This is a genomic window from Citrobacter sp. CK189 (assembly GCF_030333505.1).
Classification (GTDB): domain Bacteria; phylum Pseudomonadota; class Gammaproteobacteria; order Enterobacterales; family Enterobacteriaceae; genus Citrobacter_B; species Citrobacter_B koseri.
Genome location: NZ_JAOWFV010000036.1, coordinates 35565 through 58103 on the forward strand (window position 1 = coordinate 35565; position 22539 = coordinate 58103).

The 22539-nt window shown below is 53.0% G+C and carries 22 protein-coding genes; 13 read left to right on the top strand and 9 right to left on the bottom strand.

Annotated features, from left to right (window positions below; all coding sequences use genetic code 11):
- Positions 1-70: 70 nt before the first annotated feature.
- Genes OGV83_RS06605 through nei form a run of 4 tightly spaced genes read left to right on the top strand, consistent with a single transcriptional unit; the run spans position 71 to position 3248 of the window.
- Positions 71-796 carry a DUF969 domain-containing protein gene (locus OGV83_RS06605; RefSeq protein WP_012133295.1) on the top strand — a complete coding sequence of 242 codons (726 nt, stop codon included), beginning with the start codon at positions 71-73 and terminating at the stop codon, positions 794-796.
- Positions 793-1788: a DUF979 domain-containing protein gene (locus OGV83_RS06610; RefSeq protein WP_112002177.1), complete on the top strand. Its 996-nt coding sequence runs from the start codon at positions 793-795 to the stop codon at positions 1786-1788. The genes OGV83_RS06605 and OGV83_RS06610 overlap by 4 nt, the downstream gene beginning before the upstream one ends.
- A 9-nt stretch (positions 1789-1797) precedes the next feature.
- A complete protein-coding gene (gene pcp / locus OGV83_RS06615; protein ID WP_012133293.1) occupies positions 1798-2442 on the top strand; it encodes a pyroglutamyl-peptidase I in 645 nt (214 codons plus the stop codon).
- Positions 2443-2456: 14 nt separating this feature from the next.
- Positions 2457-3248 (top strand): endonuclease VIII, encoded by a 792-nt coding sequence (gene nei, locus OGV83_RS06620; protein WP_286463311.1) that lies wholly within the window; start codon positions 2457-2459, stop codon positions 3246-3248.
- Positions 3249-3315: 67 nt separating this feature from the next.
- Here nei and OGV83_RS06625 read toward each other — a convergent pair whose 3' ends face one another.
- Positions 3316-4164: an AraC family transcriptional regulator gene (locus tag OGV83_RS06625; RefSeq protein ID WP_058668776.1), complete on the bottom strand. Its 849-nt coding sequence runs from the start codon at positions 4162-4164 to the stop codon at positions 3316-3318.
- Between the two features lie 193 nt (positions 4165-4357).
- Between OGV83_RS06625 and OGV83_RS06630 the strand changes: the two genes are divergently transcribed.
- The 4 genes from OGV83_RS06630 (at position 4358) to OGV83_RS06645 (ending at position 9513) form a co-directional block, all read left to right on the top strand.
- Entirely contained in the window at positions 4358-6139 is a 1782-nt protein-coding gene (locus OGV83_RS06630; protein WP_286463313.1) for a DUF2264 domain-containing protein, read from the top strand.
- A 23-nt stretch (positions 6140-6162) separates the two neighbouring features.
- Positions 6163-7428 carry an oligosaccharide MFS transporter gene (locus OGV83_RS06635; protein WP_012133289.1) on the top strand — a complete coding sequence of 422 codons (1266 nt, stop codon included), beginning with the start codon at positions 6163-6165 and terminating at the stop codon, positions 7426-7428.
- Between the two features lie 21 nt (positions 7429-7449).
- A complete protein-coding gene (locus OGV83_RS06640; protein ID WP_047458103.1) occupies positions 7450-8640 on the top strand; it encodes a glycoside hydrolase family 88 protein in 1191 nt (396 codons plus the stop codon).
- Positions 8641-8721: 81 nt separating this feature from the next.
- Positions 8722-9513: an oligogalacturonate-specific porin KdgM family protein gene (locus tag OGV83_RS06645; RefSeq protein ID WP_200023829.1), complete on the top strand. Its 792-nt coding sequence runs from the start codon at positions 8722-8724 to the stop codon at positions 9511-9513.
- Between the two features lie 6 nt (positions 9514-9519).
- Here the strand turns inward: OGV83_RS06645 and OGV83_RS06650 are convergent, their stop codons facing one another.
- From OGV83_RS06650 to OGV83_RS21610, 8 genes are all read right to left on the bottom strand, one after another.
- Positions 9520-10569 (bottom strand): AbrB family transcriptional regulator, encoded by a 1050-nt coding sequence (locus tag OGV83_RS06650; RefSeq protein ID WP_058668778.1) that lies wholly within the window; start codon positions 10567-10569, stop codon positions 9520-9522.
- A gap of 204 nt (positions 10570-10773) precedes the next feature.
- On the bottom strand, positions 10774-11178 hold the full coding sequence (locus OGV83_RS06655; RefSeq protein WP_049011595.1) for a DUF2251 domain-containing protein: 405 nt from the start codon (positions 11176-11178) through the stop codon (positions 10774-10776).
- A gap of 61 nt (positions 11179-11239) precedes the next feature.
- On the bottom strand, positions 11240-11521 hold the full coding sequence (locus tag OGV83_RS06660) for a bacteriocin immunity protein (RefSeq protein WP_286463314.1): 282 nt from the start codon (positions 11519-11521) through the stop codon (positions 11240-11242).
- 43 nt (positions 11522-11564) lie between these two features.
- Positions 11565-11846: a bacteriocin immunity protein gene (locus OGV83_RS06665; protein ID WP_286463315.1), complete on the bottom strand. Its 282-nt coding sequence runs from the start codon at positions 11844-11846 to the stop codon at positions 11565-11567.
- A gap of 43 nt (positions 11847-11889) precedes the next feature.
- A complete protein-coding gene (locus OGV83_RS06670) occupies positions 11890-12168 on the bottom strand; it encodes a bacteriocin immunity protein (RefSeq protein WP_049011593.1) in 279 nt (92 codons plus the stop codon).
- An 11-nt stretch (positions 12169-12179) separates the two neighbouring features.
- Positions 12180-13916: a type VI secretion system tube protein TssD gene (tssD, locus tag OGV83_RS06675; RefSeq protein ID WP_286463317.1), complete on the bottom strand. Its 1737-nt coding sequence runs from the start codon at positions 13914-13916 to the stop codon at positions 12180-12182.
- Between the two features lie 230 nt (positions 13917-14146).
- Positions 14147-15430: a citrate synthase gene (locus OGV83_RS06680; RefSeq protein WP_012133280.1), complete on the bottom strand. Its 1284-nt coding sequence runs from the start codon at positions 15428-15430 to the stop codon at positions 14147-14149.
- A 205-nt stretch (positions 15431-15635) separates the two neighbouring features.
- Complete coding sequence (locus OGV83_RS21610; RefSeq protein WP_418222314.1) at positions 15636-15743, bottom strand: hypothetical protein; 108 nt, start codon at positions 15741-15743, stop codon at positions 15636-15638.
- A gap of 383 nt (positions 15744-16126) precedes the next feature.
- Between OGV83_RS21610 and sdhC the strand changes: the two genes are divergently transcribed.
- From sdhC to sucA, 5 genes are all read left to right on the top strand, one after another.
- Positions 16127-16531, top strand: coding sequence for a succinate dehydrogenase cytochrome b556 subunit (sdhC, locus tag OGV83_RS06685; RefSeq protein WP_047458089.1), 405 nt, complete (start codon positions 16127-16129; stop codon positions 16529-16531).
- The gene (gene sdhD, locus OGV83_RS06690) at positions 16525-16872 is read left to right on the top strand and encodes a succinate dehydrogenase membrane anchor subunit (protein WP_012133278.1); all 348 of its coding nucleotides are present in this window, start codon (positions 16525-16527) and stop codon (positions 16870-16872) included. The genes sdhC and sdhD overlap by 7 nt, the downstream gene beginning before the upstream one ends.
- Positions 16872-18638 (top strand): succinate dehydrogenase flavoprotein subunit, encoded by a 1767-nt coding sequence (sdhA, locus tag OGV83_RS06695; RefSeq protein WP_012133277.1) that lies wholly within the window; start codon positions 16872-16874, stop codon positions 18636-18638. The genes sdhD and sdhA overlap by 1 nt, the downstream gene beginning before the upstream one ends.
- Before the next feature lie 15 nt (positions 18639-18653).
- Positions 18654-19370: a succinate dehydrogenase iron-sulfur subunit SdhB gene (sdhB, locus tag OGV83_RS06700; RefSeq protein ID WP_286463318.1), complete on the top strand. Its 717-nt coding sequence runs from the start codon at positions 18654-18656 to the stop codon at positions 19368-19370.
- 366 nt (positions 19371-19736) lie between these two features.
- Complete coding sequence (sucA, locus tag OGV83_RS06705) at positions 19737-22538, top strand: 2-oxoglutarate dehydrogenase E1 component (RefSeq protein ID WP_012133275.1); 2802 nt, start codon at positions 19737-19739, stop codon at positions 22536-22538.
- Position 22539 lies beyond the last annotated feature (1 nt).

Sequence of the window (22539 nt, forward strand, 5' to 3'; positions counted from 1 at the left end):
AGGCTGACACAGTGCCCGAAGAGGCGCTGTGCAAATAAAAACAACGCAACACGACTGACAGGAACGGATCATGGGAGACGCAATTTCTCTCTGGCCACTGATGGGTATCGCCGTCATTGTGGCTGGATTTCTTTTACGCTTTAACCCGGTATTAGTGGTCATTATTGCCGGGATCGTCACGGGACTGGCGGCGCAGATGCCGATCGCCACGATCCTCGAAAAACTGGGTGAAGGGTTCCTCAATACCCGTAACCTGCCCTTTATTCTGCTGATTCCGCTGGCGGTTATCGGTCTGCTGGAACGTCACGGGCTCAAAGAGCGCGCGCAGGCGTGGATCGCGAAAATCCGCAGCGCCACGGCAGGACGTCTGCTGATTGTCTATCTGTTTGTCCGCGAAGCGACGGCAGCGCTGGGGCTGACCAGTCTCGGCGGCCATCCGCAAATGGTGCGTCCGTTGCTGGCGCCGATGGCGGAAGGGGCGGCAGAGAAAATACACGGGGAACTGCCAGGCACGGTTCGCTACCGGCTGCGGGCAATGTCAGCAGCCACCGATAACGTCGGGCTGTTTTTTGGCGAAGACATTTTCGTGGCTTTTGGCGCCATCATCTTTATGCACAACTTCATGCTGGAGTCCGGCGGGATTCAGACCGAGCCGCTGCATATTGCGCTGTGGGGGATTCCGACGGCGATCTGCGCTTTTCTGATTCACGGCGCGCGCCTGTGGCGTCTGGACAATTATCTGCAACGTGAAGTGGCGAAAGTCAGCGCGGCGATGAGCAAAGGAGAGGCGAAATGAATTTTCAACAAAGCTATCTCTATTGGCTGGCCGGTGTGGTGCTGTTGATTGTCGCCGTCATGTCGTGGCAGGACAAAGCCAACCCGCGTCGCCTGACGACGGGGTTATTCTGGGGCGTTTATGGCGTACTGTTCCTGCTCGGCGACTGGACTTATCAGCTGGTGGGCGACAAACGCATGGTTAACATCGCCGTCGGTGGGGCGGTGGTGGTGATGGCGCTGATTGCCGGTTTTGGCGGCGTGAAGCTGGGAAGCTATCACCAGCGAACTCGCGAACAGCGTGAGGAAAGCGCCAGTCGTCTGGGCAACCGCCTGTTTTATCCGGCGCTGGCGATCCCGGTGGTCACGGTGATCGGCGTGCTTATGTTCAACCATGTTCCCGGATTGCAGGAGACGCTGTTCGGGCCGGGCAATCACGCCACGCTGGTGACGCTGTTTTCCATGACTGCGGGGTCATTGATTGGTCTGGGGATGGCGATAAAGATGACGCATGAGAAGGTGCACCAGCCGATTCAGGAAGCGCGTCGTCTGCTGGATTCCATCGGTTGGGCGTTCATTTTACCGCAGATCCTCGCCACGTTAGGGCTGTTATTTACCGCAGCAGGCGTCGGCAGCGGAATTTCGTATCTCACCCAGGAATATCTTGCCGTCGATAGCCGTTTTATCGCCGTGGCGGTCTACACCATCGGTATGGCGCTACTGACGATGGTGATGGGGAACGCCTTTGCCGCATTCCCGATTGTGACGGCGGGGATTGGGATTCCAATCCTGGTGCTGCAACATGGCGGGAATCCGGCGGTGATGGCGGCAATCGGCATGTTCTCCGGCTACTGCGGAACGCTGATGACGCCGATGGCGGCAAACTTTAATATCGTGCCTGCGGCGCTGCTGGAACTGCCGGATAAAAATGCGGTGATCAAAGCGCAGGTGCCGACCGGTATTGTGCTGCTGTTGGTTAACGTGTTCCTGATGTATTTCCTGATGTTTCTGTAAGGAGGAAGGATGAAGACGGTATTAATCACCGGGTTTGAACCCTTCGGCGGCGAGCAGGTTAACCCTTCCTGGGAAGTGGTCTCGCGTCTCGACAATGCTATCATCGCAGGGTGTCGCGTGGTGGCCCGCCAGCTCCCTTGCGTCTTTGGCGACTCTCTCACCGTGCTGAATGCGGCGATTGACGCGTTATCCCCGGTGCTGGTGCTGGCGATAGGGCAGGCCGGAGGGCGCACGGATATTACCGTGGAGCGCGTGGCGATTAATATTGACGATGCGCGTATCCCCGATAATCGCGGCAGGCAGCCGGTTGATGAGCCCATCGTGGCGGAAGGCCCGGCAGCCTGGTTTAGCACGCTGCCGATCAAAGCGATGGTCTCGGCGATGCGCGAAGCGGGGATTCCGGCATCGGTCTCTCAGACCGCAGGCACTTTTGTCTGCAACCACGTAATGTATGGACTGTTGCATAAATTGCGCGATATTCAGGACGTGAAGGGTGGATTTATCCATATTCCTTATCTGCCGGAACAGGCGGCGGCACATCCTGGCGCGCCCAGCATGGCGGCGGAAACGGTGCGTCAGGCGTTGGAAATCGCCATTGTCACAGCGCTTCATGTGGAAACTGACATTGCAGTAACAGGCGGAGCAACTCACTAACAAAGGACAGAACTATGCCTGAAGGCCCGGAGATCCGTCGTGCGGCGGATAACCTGGAGGCGGCGATCAAAGGCAAACCGTTGACGGACGTCTGGTTTGCCTTTTCGCAGTTAAAACCGTATGAATCGCCGCTGATTGGGCAGACGGTCACCCATATCGAAACGCGGGGGAAAGCGTTGCTGACCCACTTTTCGCAGGGGCTGACGCTCTACAGCCATAACCAGTTGTATGGTGTATGGCGAGTAGTGGAGACGGGGAACATCCCGGCAACCACCCGGGTATTACGCGTTAACCTGCAAACGGTGGATAAAACTATTCTGCTTTACAGCGCGTCCGACATTGAAATGTTGACGCCGGAACAGCTCGCCACCCACCCGTTTCTGCAACGCGTCGGGCCGGACGTGCTGGACCCGCGGCTGACGCCCGATGATGTAAAAGCGCGTCTGCTCTCTGCGCGTTTTCGTAATCGTCAGTTTTCCGGGCTGTTGCTGGATCAGGCGTTTCTCGCCGGGCTGGGCAACTATCTGCGTGTGGAAATTCTCTGGCAGGTAGGGCTGACGGGGCAGCATAAGGCGAAAGATCTCAGTGACCAACAGCTGGAGGCGTTATCTCATGCGCTGCTCGATATCCCGCGCCTTTCTTATACCACGCGCGGTCAGGCGGATGAGAACACGCATCACGGCGCGCTGTTTCGTTTTAAGGTGTTCCACCGGGACGGCGAAGCCTGCGAGCGCTGCGGCGGCATTATTGAGAAAACGACGCTCTCCTCGCGCCCGTTCTACTGGTGTCCACACTGCCAGACGTAATTCGTCAACGCGCCGGATGGCGGCTTCGCCTTATCCGGCCTACAGGCCAGACCATCCGACGTGGGAACTAGGCGGGGGAATAGGTTTTGCGATATTGCAACGGCGTTTTACCCATATTCTTGCGAAAACAGGTAATAAACCAGGCGTACTCGGAGAAACCGACCTGTTCGGCAATCTCACGCACTGAGCTGTTGGTGTGCAGCAGCAATTCACATGCCTGACGGATACGGCGCATCATCAGATACTCCTGAATGGTGCCGCCCGTTTCCTCGTGAAAGCGGCGTGAGGCATGTCCGCGCGAGCAGCCCATCTCGCGGGCGATATCGTCCAGCGAGCAGCGCTGGTGAAAATGAGTTTCTATCCAACGGATAATGCTGACCGAAAAGGTATTGTATCCCGTCGCCTGCTCCTGATGCGGCAGCAGGCTGATAATCTGCATCACCAGAAATGCGCTGTCGCTGACGCTGAACGTTTTGCTTTTTACCAGCGTTTCAAAACGGCTCAGCAGCGTTTCAATCACCGGCTGTACGTCGCCGACATCAAATACCCGCGCCTTTTCTCCCCGACCGCAGAGCTGACGCAGCAACATTTGCTGACGTGGAAAATCCCGCAGGTACTGCTCAATAATTGAGCCATTAAAATGCAGCGTTGTACGGTGATAAACATTACGATCGTCCTGCTCGACAAACACCTTATGCAGCTTTCCCGGCGGAAAAATAAAAATACGCCCCGGTTTAACGGTGTACTGCTGGTGCTCCATTAGCGCGATGCCAACTCCCTGAGAAACTGACAGGATCTCCACACACTGATGCCAGTGGTAGTAGTTGGCAGGCATATTCTTCATGCGGTTAAAGTAAATCGACTTATCGTTGAGGTTGATATTCTCAAGATAACTGCTGTCTTCCATTCGCTGCATTTCTGCCCGCCCCTCCCGCAATGTGAATAAACTTAAACTTTTATCACTCTAATCGAATTTTTGTCGCTAAAAGCGGATGAATGTTGTTATTCATCACCGACGTTGTCCGAAAATACGACAATTATCACATTTGTCTGTCCGTCTGAATCCTTATTATGCGTCCAACATTTATCAAATGAAACGAGGTTTCATTATGCGAATAAGGCAAGAATACGTCGGACTGGCGCAACAATGGCTGGCGTCAGCCGTCCCCCATTTGAGGCGAGGAAACACGCGTCTGGACGCCGGAGAAACGTCTGCACACTATCCGGCGGATGTCGCCGGAATGGAAGGTTTCTCTCGTCTGTTGTGGCTGCTGGCGCCGTTACTGAGCGGTGGCGAAGCCGATGATTTTCGCGAGACGTTTATCGACGGTATTCGTCACGGCTGCGATCCCGAACACCCTGACTACTGGGGCTCCCTGGCGGATAACGATCAGCGATGCGTCGAAATGGCGGCGTTTGGCCTGGCGCTGGCGTTACCGGGAACGGGGCTTTGGTCAGCGCTTTCCATCGACGAGCAAAACAATCTGGAGCGCTGGTTACGCCAGAGCGCCGACATTCAGATCCCCGATAACAACTGGCATTTCTTCCCGGTGCTGGTGCAGGTGGGGCTTAAGTGCGTCGGGCGGCATTACGACATGATGGTAATTGATAAGCATCTGAATGCCATTGAACCGTTCTGGCTTGGCAACGGCTGGTACGCCGATGGCGCCGGTAAGCCGCGCGACTACTACATCTCCAGCGGGTTTCACTTTTACAGCCTGCTGTACAGCCACTTTATGCAGGATGCTGATCCCGAACGTTGCCTGCGCTATCGTCAGCGCGCGCGTCAGTTCGCGAAAGATTATATCCATTACTTTACCGGTGACGGCAATGCGATCCCCTTTGGCCGTAGCCTGACTTATCGCTTCGTACAGGTCGCATTCTGGAGCGCGGTGGCATATACCGGGCTGGATGTGTTTAGCGTACCGGTTATCAAAGGGCTGATCCTGCGGCATATCGACTGGTGGCTGAGCCAACCGTTTATCGGCCCGGATGGTTTGTTCACGCTGGGGTACACATACCCGAATCTGGTGATGACCGAAGATTACAACAGCCCCGGTTCACCGTACTGGGCATGTAAAGCATTGCTGATTCTGGCGCTGCCGCAAGAGAGTGCGTTCTGGCAGGCGGAACCCGCGCCATTGCCCGCGCTGGAGACGGTTCACCCGATAGCGGAAGCCGGGCAGTTTATTGTTCATGCGGAGGATAACCATCACGTCTGGATGCTGATGTCCGGGCAGTACGATCGCAATAACTTCGTCAATTTCGACGCCAAATACTGCAAGTTCGCCTATTCCAGCCACTTTGGTTTCACCCTTGAACGCGGCGTGTATGGTCTGAACCATGCCGCCTGTGACTCGACGCTGATGTTCAGCGAGCAGGACGGCTACTGGCGCGGGCGTCGCGAGTGCGATGCGGTGGAGATGACGCCAGCGTGGCTTCGAAGCGTCTGGCGCCCCTGGCCGGATGTCAGCGTCACCACCTGGCTTATTCCGCATGAGCAGGGACATCTCCGGCTGCATCGCGTTGTAACCCCACGCACGCTCGACTGCGTGGAAGGCGGATTCGCACTGAATCGCCATCATCTGACGACGACCCGAATGGCAAAAAACGGGCTGACTCTCTGTACCACCTCCGGCGTGTGTCAGATCGAGGATTTGCTGGCTGAACGCCAGCCGCTGGTCGTCACCACCCCGCCGAACAGCAACATTCTGTATGCCTCTCCTGGAGAGATCCCCTGTCTCGGCACGACGCTCACGCCGGGCACTCACTGGCTGGCCTGTAGCGTTAACGCCACGATGTCTCCGACGCTGCCGCCGCCGGTAATCATGGCATTCGATCGTGTCAATCAGGTGCTGACGCTGAACTCGAAAACGCTGGAAATAAAATAATTGACGCTGATGCGGAGAAAATAATGATGAACCCTGTTCAGTCGACACGTTCGGCTTACATCAAGCTGAGTCTGTTTGTATTTCTGTTTACCTTTACCTGGGCGGCCAGTTTTGGCCTGTATGCTATCTGGCTGGGGGATAAAGCCGGGCTGGATGGCGTGGAAATCGGCACGGTGTTTGCCGTTAACGGCGTTTTTGCGGTGATTATCAAACCCGTTTACGGCTACATCATGGACAAAATGGGCATGAAAAAACACCTGCTCTATTTTGTCTGTATTGTTTCGGCACTGATGGCGCCGTTTTACATCTGGTGCTATCTGCCGCTGCTGCAAACCCATTTTGTCAGCGGAATGATTGTCGGCGCGCTGTTTTTCAGCCTCGGCTGGTATGCGGGCGTGGCGGCAGAAGAGTCGTATGTTGACCGTTTCAGCCGTCTGTATGACATGGAGTTTGGCCGTATCCGCATGTGGGCGGCGCTGGGCTGGGCGACGGCGTCGTCGTTTTCCGGCTATCTCTACAATATCTCCCCCAAAATCAACTTTGTTATCAGCACCGTTTCCGCGCTGTGCATGTTCGCGGTGCTGCTGACGCTGAAGGTCGATCACTTTGGTCAGGAAGAAAACAACGTTCTGTCGAAAGAGAAGATTGTCATTGGCGATGTGTTCCAGCTGCTGCGTAATAAAAAGTTCTGGACCTTCTCCCTGTATATCGCGGGCGTGGCATGGATGATGTTTATTGCCGAGCAGCAATTCTCTCGCTATTTCGTCACCTTCTTCAGTACCAAAGAGGAAGGAAACGCCATGTTTGGCTATATGAGCACCGCGCAGTCCGCCGCCGAGTTCTTCGGCATGATGCTGGTGCCCGCCATCATTAACCGCATCGGTGCCAAGCAGGGGATGCTCCTGACAGGGCTGGTGATCAGCCTGCGTTTGATTATCTCCGGGTTAACCAACGATCCGCTGATTATCTGCCTGGTGAAACCGCTGTATGGGATTGAAATTGCGCTGATTCTGGTCTCGGTTTTCAAATATATCGCCGAACACTTCGACAAGCGCGTCAACGCCACGATGTATCTGCTGGGCTATCAGGCCATGATTTACGTCGGCTCTATCGTGGTGGCGCCGCCTGCCGGGTATGCCTACCAGAAGATCGGTTTTGAGCACACCTATCTGATTATGGGCATCATCGCGCTGATATTTACCGGGATCTCCGCCATCACGCTATCTCCCTGCTATCAGCATAAAAAAAACACCGCCATCCCTGCCCACGGGCAAGAAGCCATTCATTAAAGTAAAGAAAACGAGAGAATTATGTCTGCAACTATCCGTAAAGAAACGATTGTCCCTGTTGCGCTACAGCGCGGCGAGCGCGCTGCTATCGCGCAGAAAATTCGTCATGCGTTGCCGGTGATTTTAAAGGCTGTTGATCGTAACAGCGCTTATTTCGGCCAGCGTTTTCCCGATGCGGCATGTAAAAACGGTATCTATCCGATTATCGATAATCAGGAGTGGACGACCAGTTTCTGGACCGGGCAACTGTGGCTGGCATGGGAGTGGACAGGGAATGCCGCATATCGCGCGTTAGCCGGGCAGCATGTCCGCTCCTTTGGCGAACGTATCGCAAAGCGCGACCACACTAACCACCACGACCTCGGGTTTCTGTACAGCCTTTCCTGCGTGGCTGCCAGCAAATTGACCGATAACCGGGAGGCAATATATATCGCCCAACAGGCGGCAGAAGTGTTGATGGAGCGCTATCACGACAAGTGCGGCATTATTCAGGCGTGGGGCGAGCTGGATAACCCGGAGCAGCAGGGTAGGATGATCATTGACTGCAATATGAATCTGCCGTTGTTGTATCAGGCCAGCGCGACAACGGGCGACCCGCGCTATGCACAGGCGGCGAAAAGCCATATTGAGCAGGCGCGACGCTATATTGTGCGCGAGGACGGCTCGACGTTTCACACGTACTATATGGATGTTCACACCGGTGAGCCACGCTTTGGCAATACTCATCAGGGGTTCTCCGACGATTCCTGCTGGTCGCGTGGGCAGGCATGGGGCGTGTATGGCTTTCTGCTGAACTACCTCTATACCGGAGATGAGAAACTGCTGGAATTGAGCCAGACGCTGGCAAACTATTTTATTAACCGTTTGCCGGAAGACCTGGTCTGTTACTGGGATCTGGCGCTGACCGATCCCAACAGCGAAAGAGACAGTTCTGCCAGCGCGATTCTCGCCTGCGCCTTGCTGGAGCTGGTAAAACAGCTTCCGGCGACTCATCCCGATCGCGAAAGTTATGAGGCGCTGGCATTGCGAATGATTGAGCGGATGCTCGACGGCTATCTCAATCTGGAGCACAAAGAAGGCGAAGGATTATTAAAACATTCTGTTTATTATTTTAAAGGTAACGTCGGCGTGAATGAATGCTGTGCCTGGGGTGATTATTTCCTGATGGAGGCCATTACCCGCGCAACGTCATGCTGGAATAGTTACTGGTAATACCCCACTCCTCCTGTTGAATAATAATGCTATTCAGTTAGCAGGGGGAGATTTTATCTCTGTTTCTGCAAGGAAAATATAATGCAAAGTAAGAATATGAATACAGCCCTATTAGCGGCTGCACTGGTCATGCCTTCCGCCAGCGTTTTTGCGGACAATAACAGTCATTCAACGACGGTGCCACAGGCAAAAGAAAAACCGTTTACGACGGTTTATTTTGCGCCACGCACACAGTATCGCACGGCCAGCGAGCGTTTTTTACAACGACTGATGCTGACAGGCGTGGTGCAGGACCCGAACAGTATTTTCGCCCGAATGTACTGGAGTTTTGAGACGGACTCCGATCTCGGTAAGAATATGGAGCAGTGGAAAAGCAGCTACGAAGAAGCGGAGTTTAACAAGCCGTTCCCGCTGGGCGAGAGCGACTTCTGGCTTGAACCTGGGGTTGTCTTTCATTGGGAGTCCGCCGGTTCGCGTATCGATCCTTACCTCGGCATTGGTTATCACTTTGACCCAACGCTGGGTGCCGTTTTACGCTATCGCTATAATCATCAAAATCACGACAGCCAGACGCTACAGGGCGACTGGGATGACTCTTCGGAACATCGCGTTGATATTTATCTGACCAAATATTTTACGCCAGATTTTTGGGTGCAATATAATCCGACATATTACAGTAAAACGCATAGCGATAAATTTGAATATGCGAATGGTAAAAACCATACGCTGCAACATAATTTTGTTTTTAACTTCCATGCGACGCCGCGTTTTTATCCCTTCTTTGAATTAGGTTATCTGGATGAATATAAAGATGGCGATGACACCAAAAACGAATACCAGATCAGGGTTGGGTTTAAATATAATTTAAATTAAACATCTTTATGCCTGCGGCTGTTTCGGCGCATAGGTTGAAATAAAACGGGCAACCGCAGGCCCGGTCAACAAAATGCTGAACAGCCGCAGGGTTTGCATCGCCATAATCAGCGCCATGTCGGCGTTGCTACCGGCGGCGATCACCGCCACGGTATCCAGCCCGCCGGGGCTGGTGGCAAGCCAGGCGGTGATAAAATCAATCTGCATGTAGTGGGCGAGTCCCCAGGCCATCGCCGCGCAAATCGCCATCAGGGCAAAGATGGAGGCCAGAATCTGCGGCAGCGGACGCAGCGCCATAAAAAAGACCTGCCTGTCGAACCCTAATCCGATGCGCCAGCCAATGGCCATATACGCAATCGCCAGCAGCCATTCCGGCAGTTCAATTACGATCATGCCGCCTGCATGAAGCCATGCGCCGACGATCATCGGTGCCAGCATCGTACCGGAAGGAATGCGCAATATGCGCCCGGTGAAACCTGCAACCGCAGCCAGCAGCAGCGTGCTCCACAGATTGCCGCTCAGCGGCGGGAACCACGCAATCTGCTGGCTGACCGCTTCTGCGCTGTCGCCGAGGATCAGCCGCGTGACCAGCACGGCGGCGCCTGCGACAAACAGTACCCGCAGGTACTGCATAAACGCCACCAGGCGGATATCCGCGCCGTAGTCCTGCGCCATCGCCACCATTGCCGCCGCGCCGCCGGGGGAGGAACCCCATGCGCCGGTATTGCCCGGCAGTGAGCTGTAGCGCACCAGCAGCCAGCCGACCACCGCGCTGGAGAGCAGCGTCACCAGCAGAATGGCTAACACCACCGGCCAGTTCACCGCCAGTGTGGTGAGAATCGAACCAGTAAGGTTTTGCGCAATCATGCAGCCGAGAATGGCCTGCGCTGCGAGAAAAGTGGAGCGGGGGAGTTGCAGCGTAATGCCTTTCAGACTGAATGCGATACCGGCAATCATCGGGCCGAGCAGCAGCGCCGCCGGAAGGTGGATGCAGAGAAAAGCCAGCGAAAGAAGGAGTGATAGCAGGAACAACAAACCCCACTGCAAAACCGGCATCCTGTGCTCCCAGGCGGTATCCAATCAAGTGTATCGATACAGCATAGAGAAAAAGTACGCTGAAAAAAATATCAGGCGTCAATAAAAGCGGGCTAAACCAGAACTGAATAACAGGTGTCTGGTACTGTTTTATACTGACAGGAGGATACTTTAATTTTACCTCGACAGTATTGATATGCCTGACACCTGTGGGTTATTCACAAATCATCTGAAAAAATCATCAACGGTATCATTCCAGTTGTGACCTGAAACAGACCATTCCTGATTGATTGGGGGTGGGAAGCCACTTCGGCAGTATCCATTTTTAGATTCAAAATCAAATACACCATGCGGATAATTATTAATTAAAAGCACGCATTTCCTGCTGTCTTCTGACCAACCGATCTTCACATCAGACGGGATATGCCCGTCTGAAACGTCTTCTGTATTGTAGATATGTAGAGCATCTCTGATAGGATTACCATCAACAGACTCATCAAGGGCATAGAAATATCCCGTTTTTCCATCGTCTTCAAACACTGCTGCAAATGAACCTTCGGGGGCCAGACTCTCTATCACCTGCGCTTCACCCACAATGAGCTGAGCCTGAACCGTAACCAGTATTGTCATTTGAATTTCCTTAAGTTTGTATCTGAGTTTTTTCTCTGATTGAATTATGTATATTAATAATTCAATCAAAGTCTTTGAACGGGGGAAGTCCCTGGGATTTACGCCATCTTTTAATTTCTTCAATGATGCCTTGTGGACTGTCCTCCCTGTCATCCGGGGGATAGAAAATCAATCCATTACTTTCAGGATGATCCACGATTTTATCGAAATGATCGACTAATGAGTCAATGTGAGATTCAAATTCTCTTCCTTTCAGATTGCCAGGGTTTTCAAAAAATTCATTCAGGAATTCTATGAATTCAGCTTCGGTGTAGTCTTCGATTTTTTGTTTAAAATGAATCATATGTTCACCTTTCTAATGTGTTGTTAAATACAGGTCCTCGTATTTATTCAGAGTCTTTGAATGATGGGCGTCCCTGAGATTTGCGCCATCTTTTAATTTCTCCAATGATGCCTTGTGGACTGTCCTCCCTGTCATCCGGGGGATAAAAAATCAAACCATTGCCTTCAGGATGATCCACGATTTTATCGAAATGATCGACTAATGAGTCGATGTAAGATTCACGGTCCATTTCTCCCTGGTAGCGCGGGTTTGCGGAGAATTCATTTAGGAAGTCTAAGAATTCGGATTCAGTGTAGTCTTCGAGTTTTTGTTTAAAATGAATCATATGTTCACTTTTCTAATGTGTTGTTAAATACAGGGCCTCGTATTTACTCAGAGTCTTTGAATGATGGGCGTCCCTGAGATTTTCGCCATCTTTTAATTTCTTCAATGATGCCTTGTGGACTGTCCTCCCTGTCATCCGGGGGATAAAAAATCAAACCATTACCTTCAGGATGATCCACGATTTTATCGAAGTGTTTGACTAGCCTATTAGAGTGAGATTCAAATTCTCTTCCTTTCAGATTGCCAGGGTTTTCAAAAAATTCATTCAGGAATTCTATGAATTCGGATTCAGTGTAGTCTTCAAGACGTTGTTTTAGTTCCATGTGTATCCTCTCTACTTATTTGAGTGATTTTTAATGTGATTTTTTACAGTGTTAACGCGCATATTATCCATATCAAAGACTGCACCACCATTAATAATAAAATCAAAATGGTGAATTTCAAACCATGGTCTGCCTCCTACCTGTTCAGAAGGAATGCTAAATGGTGCGTTGCCACTAAGAATTCTGGTTTGATTCGATTTACTAAACTGTGACATCAGTTCAGGGCATTCCGACACCGCAAGCCAGAACTCTTTTCTGAAATGGTCAAAGTTGCGAAACGTTCTTCCTCGCAGCTTATCTGCGACCTGTGCAGGTATCGGCGCTCCCAGCCCTGAACTGGCGGCCTCAAGCCAACGGCTATTTTCGGGTAAAATTTCGCCGTAACCGGTTGCCGTGCCGGGTTGTTTGCGCGGATCTTCACGAAGATAAACATATATCGGCTGAATGCCTGAATCGGCCGGAAAGACCAGAATATAATCGTTAAAATCGGCGACATCCGGCACAGGGATCGGTGGCGTGGTGTACTCATTTTTGCCATCCGGGATTGGTGTCACCAGAATGGTTGGCTGATCAAGCGGTGGAACATTGCTTCCGGTGTGATTAGGTAAATCACCAGTCTCGGGGTTTTCCGGTGTCCAGGTGATTAACGGCCCGTCTACGTCGTGGGCGGGGGTAAATTCATAGCGCTTCGCGTTGGCATTCCACACCATGTTCGCGACGCGAACGTTTTCATAGGGGGTACCTTCCCCTGTATGTACGCCATAGACCTGCGGTGCGCCGTGAGTGTCGGTACCCCAGAAAAAGCGTACCCGGGTGGTGGCGGTACTTCCGGTTAGCGCTTTCTGTCTGAGGGTCTCTTCGTACCAGTATTCATCACGCCCGGGAACGCGCGCGCTGCCTTCGCCAGCAGACGAAATATACAGAGCGGAAACCAGTGCTCCCACATAAGGTATCGCTCTTGTCGCACTGAGCGTACCGCTGAGCGGCCACTCTCCCCACACCTGCGCCAGTCCGCCCAGAGCCAGCGGTATGGCTGAGGCTTCCGCGGGCTGCGTATATCCGCAACAATCATCGACTGACGATTGTGCAAAAATCGCCATCTGGCCGAAGTTTTCTGCCGGTTCTTCTGTGTTCCCGGCGTCCGTACATCCTTTCGCTTTCAGGCAGGATTTAGCATAGACCGGTGTGATTTTTGGGGGATGTTGGCTGGGGGGCGTGATTTTTATTGCCGCTGGTCTGGGGGAACTTACCGGTTGAGGGCGCTGCGGCATAAACAAGTGGTTATATTCAGCGGGAAATGCCAGGTAGTCAAATTCGGTATTGGCGATGAGGTGTTTGCAAAGAATATAATCATATGATACCGCAATCTCTTCGGTATCCAGCTCATTAAGGGCCACATGCGTTTGAATACTTCTTACAGAAGCATTTCTTAGTTGAATATAATAATAGCGTTCCCATCGGCCCGTTCTGTTTATTCGCCAGAAATCAATTTCAATGAACAGCCTTTCATTATTAGTGATTGTATTACAAAATAGCGGGGTGCTTTTATCGATTAATTTGCTGAATCTGAGTCCCTGAAGGTTAATACCTTTTCCTGTATTACTCAATGCGCTGAATAGCGAAAATATGAAGATCTCGTCTTCATGCCCTTTTTGCCAGCGATTACCTGTTGACGAATATGTTCCACATCCCGCCGAAATGTTTCCTTGTTCCTCACCTGTGATTCTCAGGTAAATAATATCGCCCATTCCATTTAGCCTTTACCTGCATCCAATTGTGTCGGATTAAAGATCTAATGGTTTTAAAGGTCAAATAATGCATTAGCTATTGATGCTATGTGAAAGGAAATAGCTATTTTTTCGGCGGTAATATATTGGGAGTGACTGGAGTAATAAAGGTTATATTGGCAAGATGAATATTGTTGCCAGAGTTTCAGTAAATAATAAAGGCCACCGGTGTTACCCGATGGCCAGGATGATTAACGCTTAATATCAGACTTGAAATCGCGCTTTTCGTAGCCGGTGTACAGCTGACGCGGACGGGCGATTTTCATGCCTTCGCTGTGCATTTCGTTCCAGTGTGCAATCCAGCCCACGGTACGCGCCATCGCGAAGATCACGGTGAACATGGAGGACGGAATGCCCATCGCTTTCAGAATGATGCCGGAGTAGAAGTCTACGTTCGGGTAGAGTTTCTTCTCGATAAAGTACGGGTCGTTCAGCGCGATGTGTTCCAGCTCCATCGCGACTTCCAGCAGGTCATCTTTGGTGCCCAGCTCTTTCAGAACTTCGTGGCAGGTTTCACGCATGACGGTAGCGCGCGGGTCATAGTTTTTGTAAACACGGTGACCGAAGCCCATCAGGCGGAAAGAATCATTCTTGTCTTTTGCCCGGCGAATAAATTCCGGGATGTGTTTAACAGAGCTGATTTCTACCAGCATTTTCAGCGCCGCTTCGTTCGCGCCGCCATGCGCCGGTCCCCACAGGGAGGCAATGCCCGCTGCGATGCAGGCGAACGGGTTCGCGCCGGAGGAGCCTGCGGTACGGACGGTTGACGTCGATGCGTTCTGTTCGTGATCGGCGTGAAGAATCAGAATCCTGTCCATTGCGCGTTCCAGCACCGGGTTAACTTCATAGTTTTCGCACGGTGTGGAGAACATCATGTTCAGGAAGTTGCCGGAATAGGAGAGGTCGTTGCGCGGGTAGACGAACGGTTGACCGATAGAATACTTGTAACACATTGCCGCCATTGTCGGCATTTTGGACAGCAGGCGGAACGCGGCGATTTCACGATGACGCGGATTATTCACATCCATCGAGTCGTGGTAGAACGCAGCCAGCGCGCCGGTGACGCCGCACATAACGGCCATCGGATGCGAGTCGCGGCGAAAACCGTGGAACAGACGGGTAATCTGCTCATGGATCATGGTATGGCGTGTGACGGTGGTTTTGAACTCGTCGTACTCTGCCTGGGTCGGTTTCTCGCCGTACAGCAGGATGTAACATACTTCCAGATAGTTAGACTCGGTAGCCAGTTGGTCAATCGGGAAGCCGCGATGTAACAGAATGCCTTCGTCGCCGTCGATGAAGGTGATTTTGGATTCGCAGGATGCGGTAGAGGTGAAACCTGGATCAAAAGTGAACATCCCCTTTGAGCCGAGACTACGAATATCAATAACGTCTTGACCGAGTGTGCCCTTTAGCACATCCAGTTCAATAGCAGAGTCACCATTTAGGGTGAGTTTTGCTTTTGTATCAGCCATTTACGGTCTCCTTAGCGCCTTATTGCTTAAGACTACTCAGTGAGATTTGCTTCGTTACATAAATCAACCGTTACCAGTTTGTTATTTGGCTCGCCGCTCTGCGAAAGAGGAGAAAACCAGGGTACAGAGCAATGGGCGCTTGCAGGTAAAAACAGTTAACTTATGGCGAATTAGCAACAAATCAACAACTTAGCAATCCGAATTATTAAACCTGACTATCACTAATAACTGTCCTGAATAAATTGGTCAATACCGCCACACTGTTACATAACTTATTAGCAGGTGAAAGAGTGACCCCATAACTTTTGCGCATTATATGCCTTTTCTGGTGTTGTTTGTAACAACTTTGTTTAATGTTTGTCAAATCAGATGATTAAAAATTAAATAAATGTTGTTATCGTGACCTATGTCACTGTTCGGGATAAAACCCGACAAACTATATGTAGGTTAATTGTAATGATTTTGTGAACGTCCTATACTGCCGCCAGGTCTCCGGAATACCCTGCAATCCCGAGCCACCCAGCGTTGTAACGTGTCGTTTTAGCAACTGGAAGCAGTGTTTTACATGACGCGCAGTTATAGAAAGGACGCTGTCTGACCCGCAAGCAGACCGGAGGAAGGAAATCCCGTCGTCTTTCTGGCTACAGGTAGATTCACCCTCTGTACCCGAAGTCCAAAGGGAATAATAAGAACAGCATGTGGGCGTTATTCATGATAAGAAATGTGAAAAAACAAAGACCTGTCAATCTGGATCTGACAACGATCCGGTTCCCAATCACGGCGATAGCGTCCATTCTCCATCGCGTTTCTGGAGTGATCACCTTCGTGGCGGTCGGGATTCTGTTGTGGTTATTGGGCACCAGCCTCTCTTCCCCTGAAGGATTCCAGCAGGCATCCGCCATCATGGGGAGCTTCTTTGTTAAATTTATTATGTGGGGCATCCTCACCGCGCTGGCGTATCACGTCGTGGTCGGTATTCGTCACATGATGATGGATTTTGGCTATCTGGAAGAAACATTCGAAGCGGGTAAACGCTCAGCCAAAATCTCTTTTGTTATCACTGTCGTGCTTTCACTTCTCGCAGGAGTCCTCGTATGGTAAGCAACGCCTCCGCATTAGGACGCAATGGCGTACATGACTTCATCCTGGTCCGTGCTACCGCTATCGTTCTGACCCTCTACATCGTTTATATGGTGGGCTTTTTCGCAATAAGCGGCGAGCTGACCTTTGATGTCTGGAGCGGTTTCTTCTCATCGGCATTCACCAAAGTCTTCACCCTGCTGGCACTTTTCTCCATCTTGATTCATGCCTGGATTGGCATGTGGCAGGTGTTGACCGACTACGTTAAACCTCTGGCCCTGCGCCTTGTGCTACAGCTGGCAATCGTTGTTGCGCTGGTGGTTTACGTCATTTATGGATTTGTTGTGGTGTGGGGTGTGTAATGAAACTGCCAGTCAGAGAATTTGATGCTGTTGTTATTGGCGCAGGCGGCGCAGGTATGCGCGCAGCGCTGCAAATTTCCCAGAGCGGCCAGACCTGTGCGCTGCTCTCCAAAGTCTTCCCAACCCGTTCCCATACCGTATCCGCGCAAGGTGGCATCACCGTGGCGCTCGGTAATACCCATGAAGATAACTGGGAATGGCACATGTACGATACCGTAAAAGGATCGGACTACATCGGCGACCAGGACGCGATTGAATATATGTGCAAAACCGGCCCGGAAGCGATTCTGGAACTGGAGCACATGGGGCTGCCTTTCTCCCGTCTTGACGATGGCCGTATCTATCAGCGTCCGTTCGGCGGCCAGTCGAAAAACTTCGGCGGCGAACAGGCGGCGCGTACCGCAGCGGCGGCTGACCGCACCGGTCACGCGCTGTTGCACACGCTGTATCAGCAGAACCTGAAAAACCACACCACCATTTTTTCTGAATGGTATGCGCTGGATCTGGTGAAAAACCAGGATGGCGCGGTAGTGGGGTGTACCGCGCTGTGTATCGAAACCGGCGAAGTGGTCTACTTCAAAGCGCGCGCAACCGTGCTGGCGACCGGCGGCGCAGGCCGTATTTACCAGTCCACCACTAACGCTCATATCAACACCGGCGACGGCGTGGGTATGGCGCTGCGTGCCGGTGTTCCGGTGCAGGATATGGAAATGTGGCAGTTCCACCCGACCGGCATTGCGGGCGCGGGCGTGCTGGTGACAGAAGGCTGCCGTGGTGAAGGCGGTTATCTGCTGAATAAACATGGCGAGCGCTTTATGGAGCGCTATGCCCCGAACGCGAAGGACCTGGCCGGTCGTGACGTGGTCGCGCGTTCTATTATGATCGAAATCCGTGAAGGTCGCGGCTGCGACGGCCCGTGGGGGCCGCACGCGAAACTGAAGCTCGACCATCTGGGTAAAGAAGTACTCGAATCCCGTCTGCCGGGTATCCTCGAATTGTCCCGTACCTTTGCGCACGTTGACCCGGTTAAAGAGCCGATCCCGGTTATCCCAACCTGTCACTACATGATGGGCGGTATCCCGACCAAAGTGACCGGTCAGGCGCTGACTGTGAACGAGCAGGGCGAAGACGTGGTGATTCCTGGCCTGTTCGCGGTGGGTGAGATCGCCTGCGTATCCGTACACGGCGCTAACCGTCTGGGCGGCAACTCGCTGCTTGACCTGGTGGTCTTCGGACGTGCGGCCGGTCTGCATTTGCAGGAGTCCATCGCCGAGCAGGGCGCGCTGCGTGACGCCAGCGAGTCTGACATTGAGGCCTCTCTGGAACGTCTCAACCGCTGGAACAACAACCGTGACGGTGAAGATCCGGTGGTTATCCGTAAAGCGTTGCAGGAATGTATGCAGCACAACTTCTCGGTATTCCGTGAAGGCGACGCGATGGCGAAAGGGCTTGAGCAACTGAAGGTGATCCGCGAGCGTCTGAAAAACGCCCGTCTGGATGACACCTCCAGCGAGTTCAACACCCAGCGCGTCGAGTGTCTGGAGCTGGACAACCTGATGGAAACGGCTTACGCAACTGCGGTATCCGCCAACTTCCGTACCGAAAGCCGTGGCGCGCATAGCCGCTTCGACTTCCCGGATCGCGATGATGAAAACTGGCTGTGCCATTCCCTGTATCTGCCAGAGACGGAATCCATGACGCGTCGTAGCGTCAATATGGAACCGAAACTGCGCCCGGCATTCCCGCCGAAGATTCGTACTTACTAATGCGGAGACAGGAAAATGAAACTCGAGTTTTCGATTTATCGCTATAACCCGGATGTTGATGACGCTCCGCGTATGCAGGATTACACCCTGGAAGGCGAAGAAGGGCGTGACATGATGCTGCTGGATGCGCTGATGCAGCTGAAAGAGAAAGATCCCAGCCTCTCTTTCCGTCGCTCATGCCGTGAAGGCGTGTGCGGTTCAGATGGCCTGAACATGAACGGCAAAAACGGTCTGGCGTGTATTACGCCGGTTTCGGCGCTACACCAGTCGGGTAAGAAGATTGTTATCCGTCCGCTGCCCGGTTTACCGGTTATCCGCGATTTGGTGGTAGACATGGGGCAATTCTACGCACAATATGAGAAGATTAAGCCTTACTTATTGAATAATGGGCAAAATCCACCCGCTCGTGAGCATTTACAGATGCCCGAGCAGCGTGAAAAACTCGATGGGCTGTATGAGTGTATTCTTTGTGCGTGCTGTTCAACGTCGTGCCCGTCGTTCTGGTGGAACCCGGATAAGTTTATCGGCCCGGCAGGCCTGTTAGCGGCGTATCGTTTCCTGATCGATAGCCGTGATACCGAGACCGACAGCCGCCTGGAAGACCTGAGCGATGCATTCAGCGTATTCCGCTGTCATAGCATCATGAACTGCGTCAGTGTATGTCCTAAGGGACTGAACCCGACGCGCGCCATCGGCCATATTAAGTCGATGTTGTTGCAACGCAGTGCGTAAATAATAACGCCGGATGGCGCTGCGCTTATCCGGCCTACGTAACAGTAGGCCCGGTTAGCGTAGCGCCACCGGGCAAATTGCAGAAACCTTTAAAAACTGCCAGATAAGTAAATAATCGAGACGTTCAGCGCGAGACAAGGCGCGGTTGAACGAATCCCCTGGAGCATAGTTGACTATGTGACTGGGGTGAGTGAAAGCCGTAACGCAGTCGCAGCCGGAACGACGAAGATTATTTAGACAGTTTCTAAAGGTTCCTTCGCGAGCCGCTACACAGAGAAGAGCTCGCAAGTGAACCCCGGCACGCACAGCAATGTGCGTGGTAGTATCCACGGCGAAGTAAGCATACAGAATGCTTAAGGGATCACGATGCAGAACAGCGCTTTGAAAGCCTGGTTGGACTCTTCTTACCTCTCTGGCGCAAACCAGAGCTGGATAGAACAGCTCTATGAAGACTTCTTAACCGATCCTGACTCGGTAGACGCTAACTGGCGTTCGACGTTCCAGCAGTTACCTGGCACCGGAGTCAAACCGGATCAATTCCATTCAAAAACGCGTGATTATTTCCGTCGTCTGGCGAAGGATGCCTCACGTTACTCTTCTTCGATTTCCGACCCTGACACCAATACGAAGCAGGTCAAAGTCCTGCAACTTATCAACGCTTATCGTTTCCGTGGTCACCAGCATGCGAATCTCGATCCGCTGGGACTGTGGGAGCAAGAAAACGTGGCGGATCTGGACCCCTCTTTCCACGATCTGACAGAGGCCGATTTCCAGGAAAGCTTTAACGTAGGTTCTTTTGCGATTGGCAAAGAGACGATGAAGCTGGGCGAACTTATTTCCGCGCTCAAACAAACATACTGCGGCCCGATTGGCGCCGAGTATATGCACATCACCAGCACCGAAGAGAAACGCTGGATTCAGCAGCGTATCGAATCCGGCCGCGCCGCCTTCAGCGCGGAAGAGAAAAAACGCTTCCTCAACGAACTGACCGCCGCCGAAGGGCTGGAGCGTTATCTGGGGGCGAAATTCCCGGGGGCAAAACGCTTCTCGCTGGAAGGCGGCGATGCGTTAATCCCGATGCTCAAAGAGATGATCCGTCATGCGGGCAACAGCGGCACCCGCGAAGTGGTGCTGGGTATGGCGCACCGTGGTCGTCTGAACGTGCTGGTCAACGTGCTGGGTAAAAAACCGCAGGATCTGTTCGACGAATTTGCGGGCAAACATAAAGAGCATCTCGGCACCGGCGACGTGAAGTACCACATGGGCTTCTCGTCTGATATCGAAACCGAAGGCGGTCTGGTTCACCTGGCGCTGGCGTTTAACCCGTCGCACCTGGAAATCGTCAGCCCGGTGGTGATCGGTTCCGTGCGCGCCCGTCTGGATCGTCTGGATGAGCCGAGCAGCAATAAAGTGCTGCCAATCACCATTCACGGTGACGCCGCAGTGACGGGCCAGGGCGTGGTTCAGGAAACCCTGAACATGTCCAAAGCGCGTGGTTACGAAGTGGGCGGTACGGTGCGTATCGTCATCAACAACCAGGTGGGCTTTACCACCTCTAACCCACTGGATGCGCGTTCCACCCCATACTGCACCGACATCGGCAAGATGGTTCAGGCGCCGATTTTCCACGTTAACGCGGATGACCCGGAAGCGGTGGCTTTCGTTACCCGTCTGGCGCTGGACTTCCGTAACACCTTTAAACGCGATGTCTTCATCGATCTGGTGTGCTACCGCCGTCACGGCCATAACGAAGCCGACGAGCCGAGCGCAACCCAGCCGCTGATGTACCAGAAAATCAAAAAGCATCCGACGCCGCGTAAACTCTACGCCGACAAGCTGGAAGCGGACAAAGTCGCTACGCTGGAAGACGCCACTGAAATGGTCAACCTCTACCGCGATGCGCTGGATGCAGGCGAATGCGTGGTGAAAGAGTGGCGTCCGATGAACATGCACTCCTTCACCTGGTCGCCGTACCTCAACCATGAATGGGATGAGAGCTACCCGAACAAGGTGGAAATGAAGCGTTTGCAGGAACTGGCTAAACGCATCAGCACGGTGCCGGAAGCGGTAGAAATGCAGTCGCGCGTCGCCAAAATTTACGGCGATCGTCAGTCGATGGCCGCTGGCGAGAAGCTGTTCGACTGGGGCGGCGCGGAAACGCTGGCCTACGCCACGCTGGTTGATGAGGGGATTCCGGTGCGTCTGTCCGGCGAGGACTCCGGTCGCGGCACCTTCTTCCACCGTCATGCGGTGATTCATAACCAGGCAAATGGTTCCACGTATACGCCGTTGCAGCACATTCATAACGGTCAGGGCACCTTCCGCGTCTGGGACTCCGTCCTGTCTGAAGAAGCGGTGCTGGCGTTCGAATACGGCTATGCGACCGCTGAACCGCGCACCCTGACCATCTGGGAAGCGCAGTTCGGCGACTTCGCCAACGGCGCGCAGGTGGTGATCGATCAGTTCATCTCCTCCGGCGAGCAGAAATGGGGGCGGATGTGCGGCCTGGTGATGCTGCTGCCGCACGGTTACGAAGGGCAGGGGCCGGAGCACTCCTCCGCGCGTCTGGAACGTTATCTGCAACTTTGCGCTGAACAGAACATGCAGGTTTGCGTCCCGTCCACCCCGGCGCAGGTTTACCACATGCTGCGTCGTCAGGCGCTGCGCGGTATGCGCCGTCCGCTGGTCGTTATGTCGCCGAAGTCGCTGCTGCGTCATCCGCTGGCGGTCTCCAGCCTGGACGAACTGGCCAACGGCGCCTTCCAGCCTGCGATTGGCGAGGTTGATGAGCTCGATCCGCAAGGCGTGAAGCGCGTGGTGATGTGTTCTGGTAAGGTTTATTACGACCTGCTGGAACAACGCCGTAAAAACGATCAGAAAGATGTCGCCATTGTGCGCATTGAACAGCTCTACCCGTTCCCGCACAAAGCGGTTCAGGAAGCGCTGAAACCGTACGCCCACGTACATGATTTTGTCTGGTGCCAGGAAGAGCCGCTCAACCAGGGCGCATGGTACTGTAGTCAGCATCATTTCCGTGAAGTGATTCCATTTGGGTCTGCTCTGCGTTACGCAGGTCGCCCGGCCTCCGCCTCCCCGGCGGTAGGGTATCTGTCCGTTCACCAGAAACAGCAACAAGATCTGGTTAATGACGCGCTGAACGTCGATTAAT

Coding starts and splice junctions, on each gene's coding strand:
- OGV83_RS06605 (WP_012133295.1), top strand. CDS start 71: ATGGGAGACGCAATTTCTCTCTGGCCACTGATGGGTATCGCCGTCATT.
- OGV83_RS06610 (WP_112002177.1), top strand. CDS start 793: ATGAATTTTCAACAAAGCTATCTCTATTGGCTGGCCGGTGTGGTGCTG.
- pcp (WP_012133293.1), top strand. CDS start 1,798: ATGAAGACGGTATTAATCACCGGGTTTGAACCCTTCGGCGGCGAGCAG.
- nei (WP_286463311.1), top strand. CDS start 2,457: ATGCCTGAAGGCCCGGAGATCCGTCGTGCGGCGGATAACCTGGAGGCG.
- OGV83_RS06625 (WP_058668776.1), bottom strand. CDS start 4,164: ATGCAGCGAATGGAAGACAGCAGTTATCTTGAGAATATCAACCTCAAC.
- OGV83_RS06630 (WP_286463313.1), top strand. CDS start 4,358: ATGCGAATAAGGCAAGAATACGTCGGACTGGCGCAACAATGGCTGGCG.
- OGV83_RS06635 (WP_012133289.1), top strand. CDS start 6,163: ATGATGAACCCTGTTCAGTCGACACGTTCGGCTTACATCAAGCTGAGT.
- OGV83_RS06640 (WP_047458103.1), top strand. CDS start 7,450: ATGTCTGCAACTATCCGTAAAGAAACGATTGTCCCTGTTGCGCTACAG.
- OGV83_RS06645 (WP_200023829.1), top strand. CDS start 8,722: ATGCAAAGTAAGAATATGAATACAGCCCTATTAGCGGCTGCACTGGTC.
- OGV83_RS06650 (WP_058668778.1), bottom strand. CDS start 10,569: ATGCCGGTTTTGCAGTGGGGTTTGTTGTTCCTGCTATCACTCCTTCTT.
- OGV83_RS06655 (WP_049011595.1), bottom strand. CDS start 11,178: ATGACAATACTGGTTACGGTTCAGGCTCAGCTCATTGTGGGTGAAGCG.
- OGV83_RS06660 (WP_286463314.1), bottom strand. CDS start 11,521: ATGATTCATTTTAAACAAAAAATCGAAGACTACACCGAAGCTGAATTC.
- OGV83_RS06665 (WP_286463315.1), bottom strand. CDS start 11,846: ATGATTCATTTTAAACAAAAACTCGAAGACTACACTGAATCCGAATTC.
- OGV83_RS06670 (WP_049011593.1), bottom strand. CDS start 12,168: ATGGAACTAAAACAACGTCTTGAAGACTACACTGAATCCGAATTCATA.
- tssD (WP_286463317.1), bottom strand. CDS start 13,916: ATGGGCGATATTATTTACCTGAGAATCACAGGTGAGGAACAAGGAAAC.
- OGV83_RS06680 (WP_012133280.1), bottom strand. CDS start 15,430: ATGGCTGATACAAAAGCAAAACTCACCCTAAATGGTGACTCTGCTATT.
- OGV83_RS21610 (WP_418222314.1), bottom strand. CDS start 15,743: ATGCGCAAAAGTTATGGGGTCACTCTTTCACCTGCTAATAAGTTATGT.
- sdhC (WP_047458089.1), top strand. CDS start 16,127: ATGTGGGCGTTATTCATGATAAGAAATGTGAAAAAACAAAGACCTGTC.
- sdhD (WP_012133278.1), top strand. CDS start 16,525: ATGGTAAGCAACGCCTCCGCATTAGGACGCAATGGCGTACATGACTTC.
- sdhA (WP_012133277.1), top strand. CDS start 16,872: ATGAAACTGCCAGTCAGAGAATTTGATGCTGTTGTTATTGGCGCAGGC.
- sdhB (WP_286463318.1), top strand. CDS start 18,654: ATGAAACTCGAGTTTTCGATTTATCGCTATAACCCGGATGTTGATGAC.
- sucA (WP_012133275.1), top strand. CDS start 19,737: ATGCAGAACAGCGCTTTGAAAGCCTGGTTGGACTCTTCTTACCTCTCT.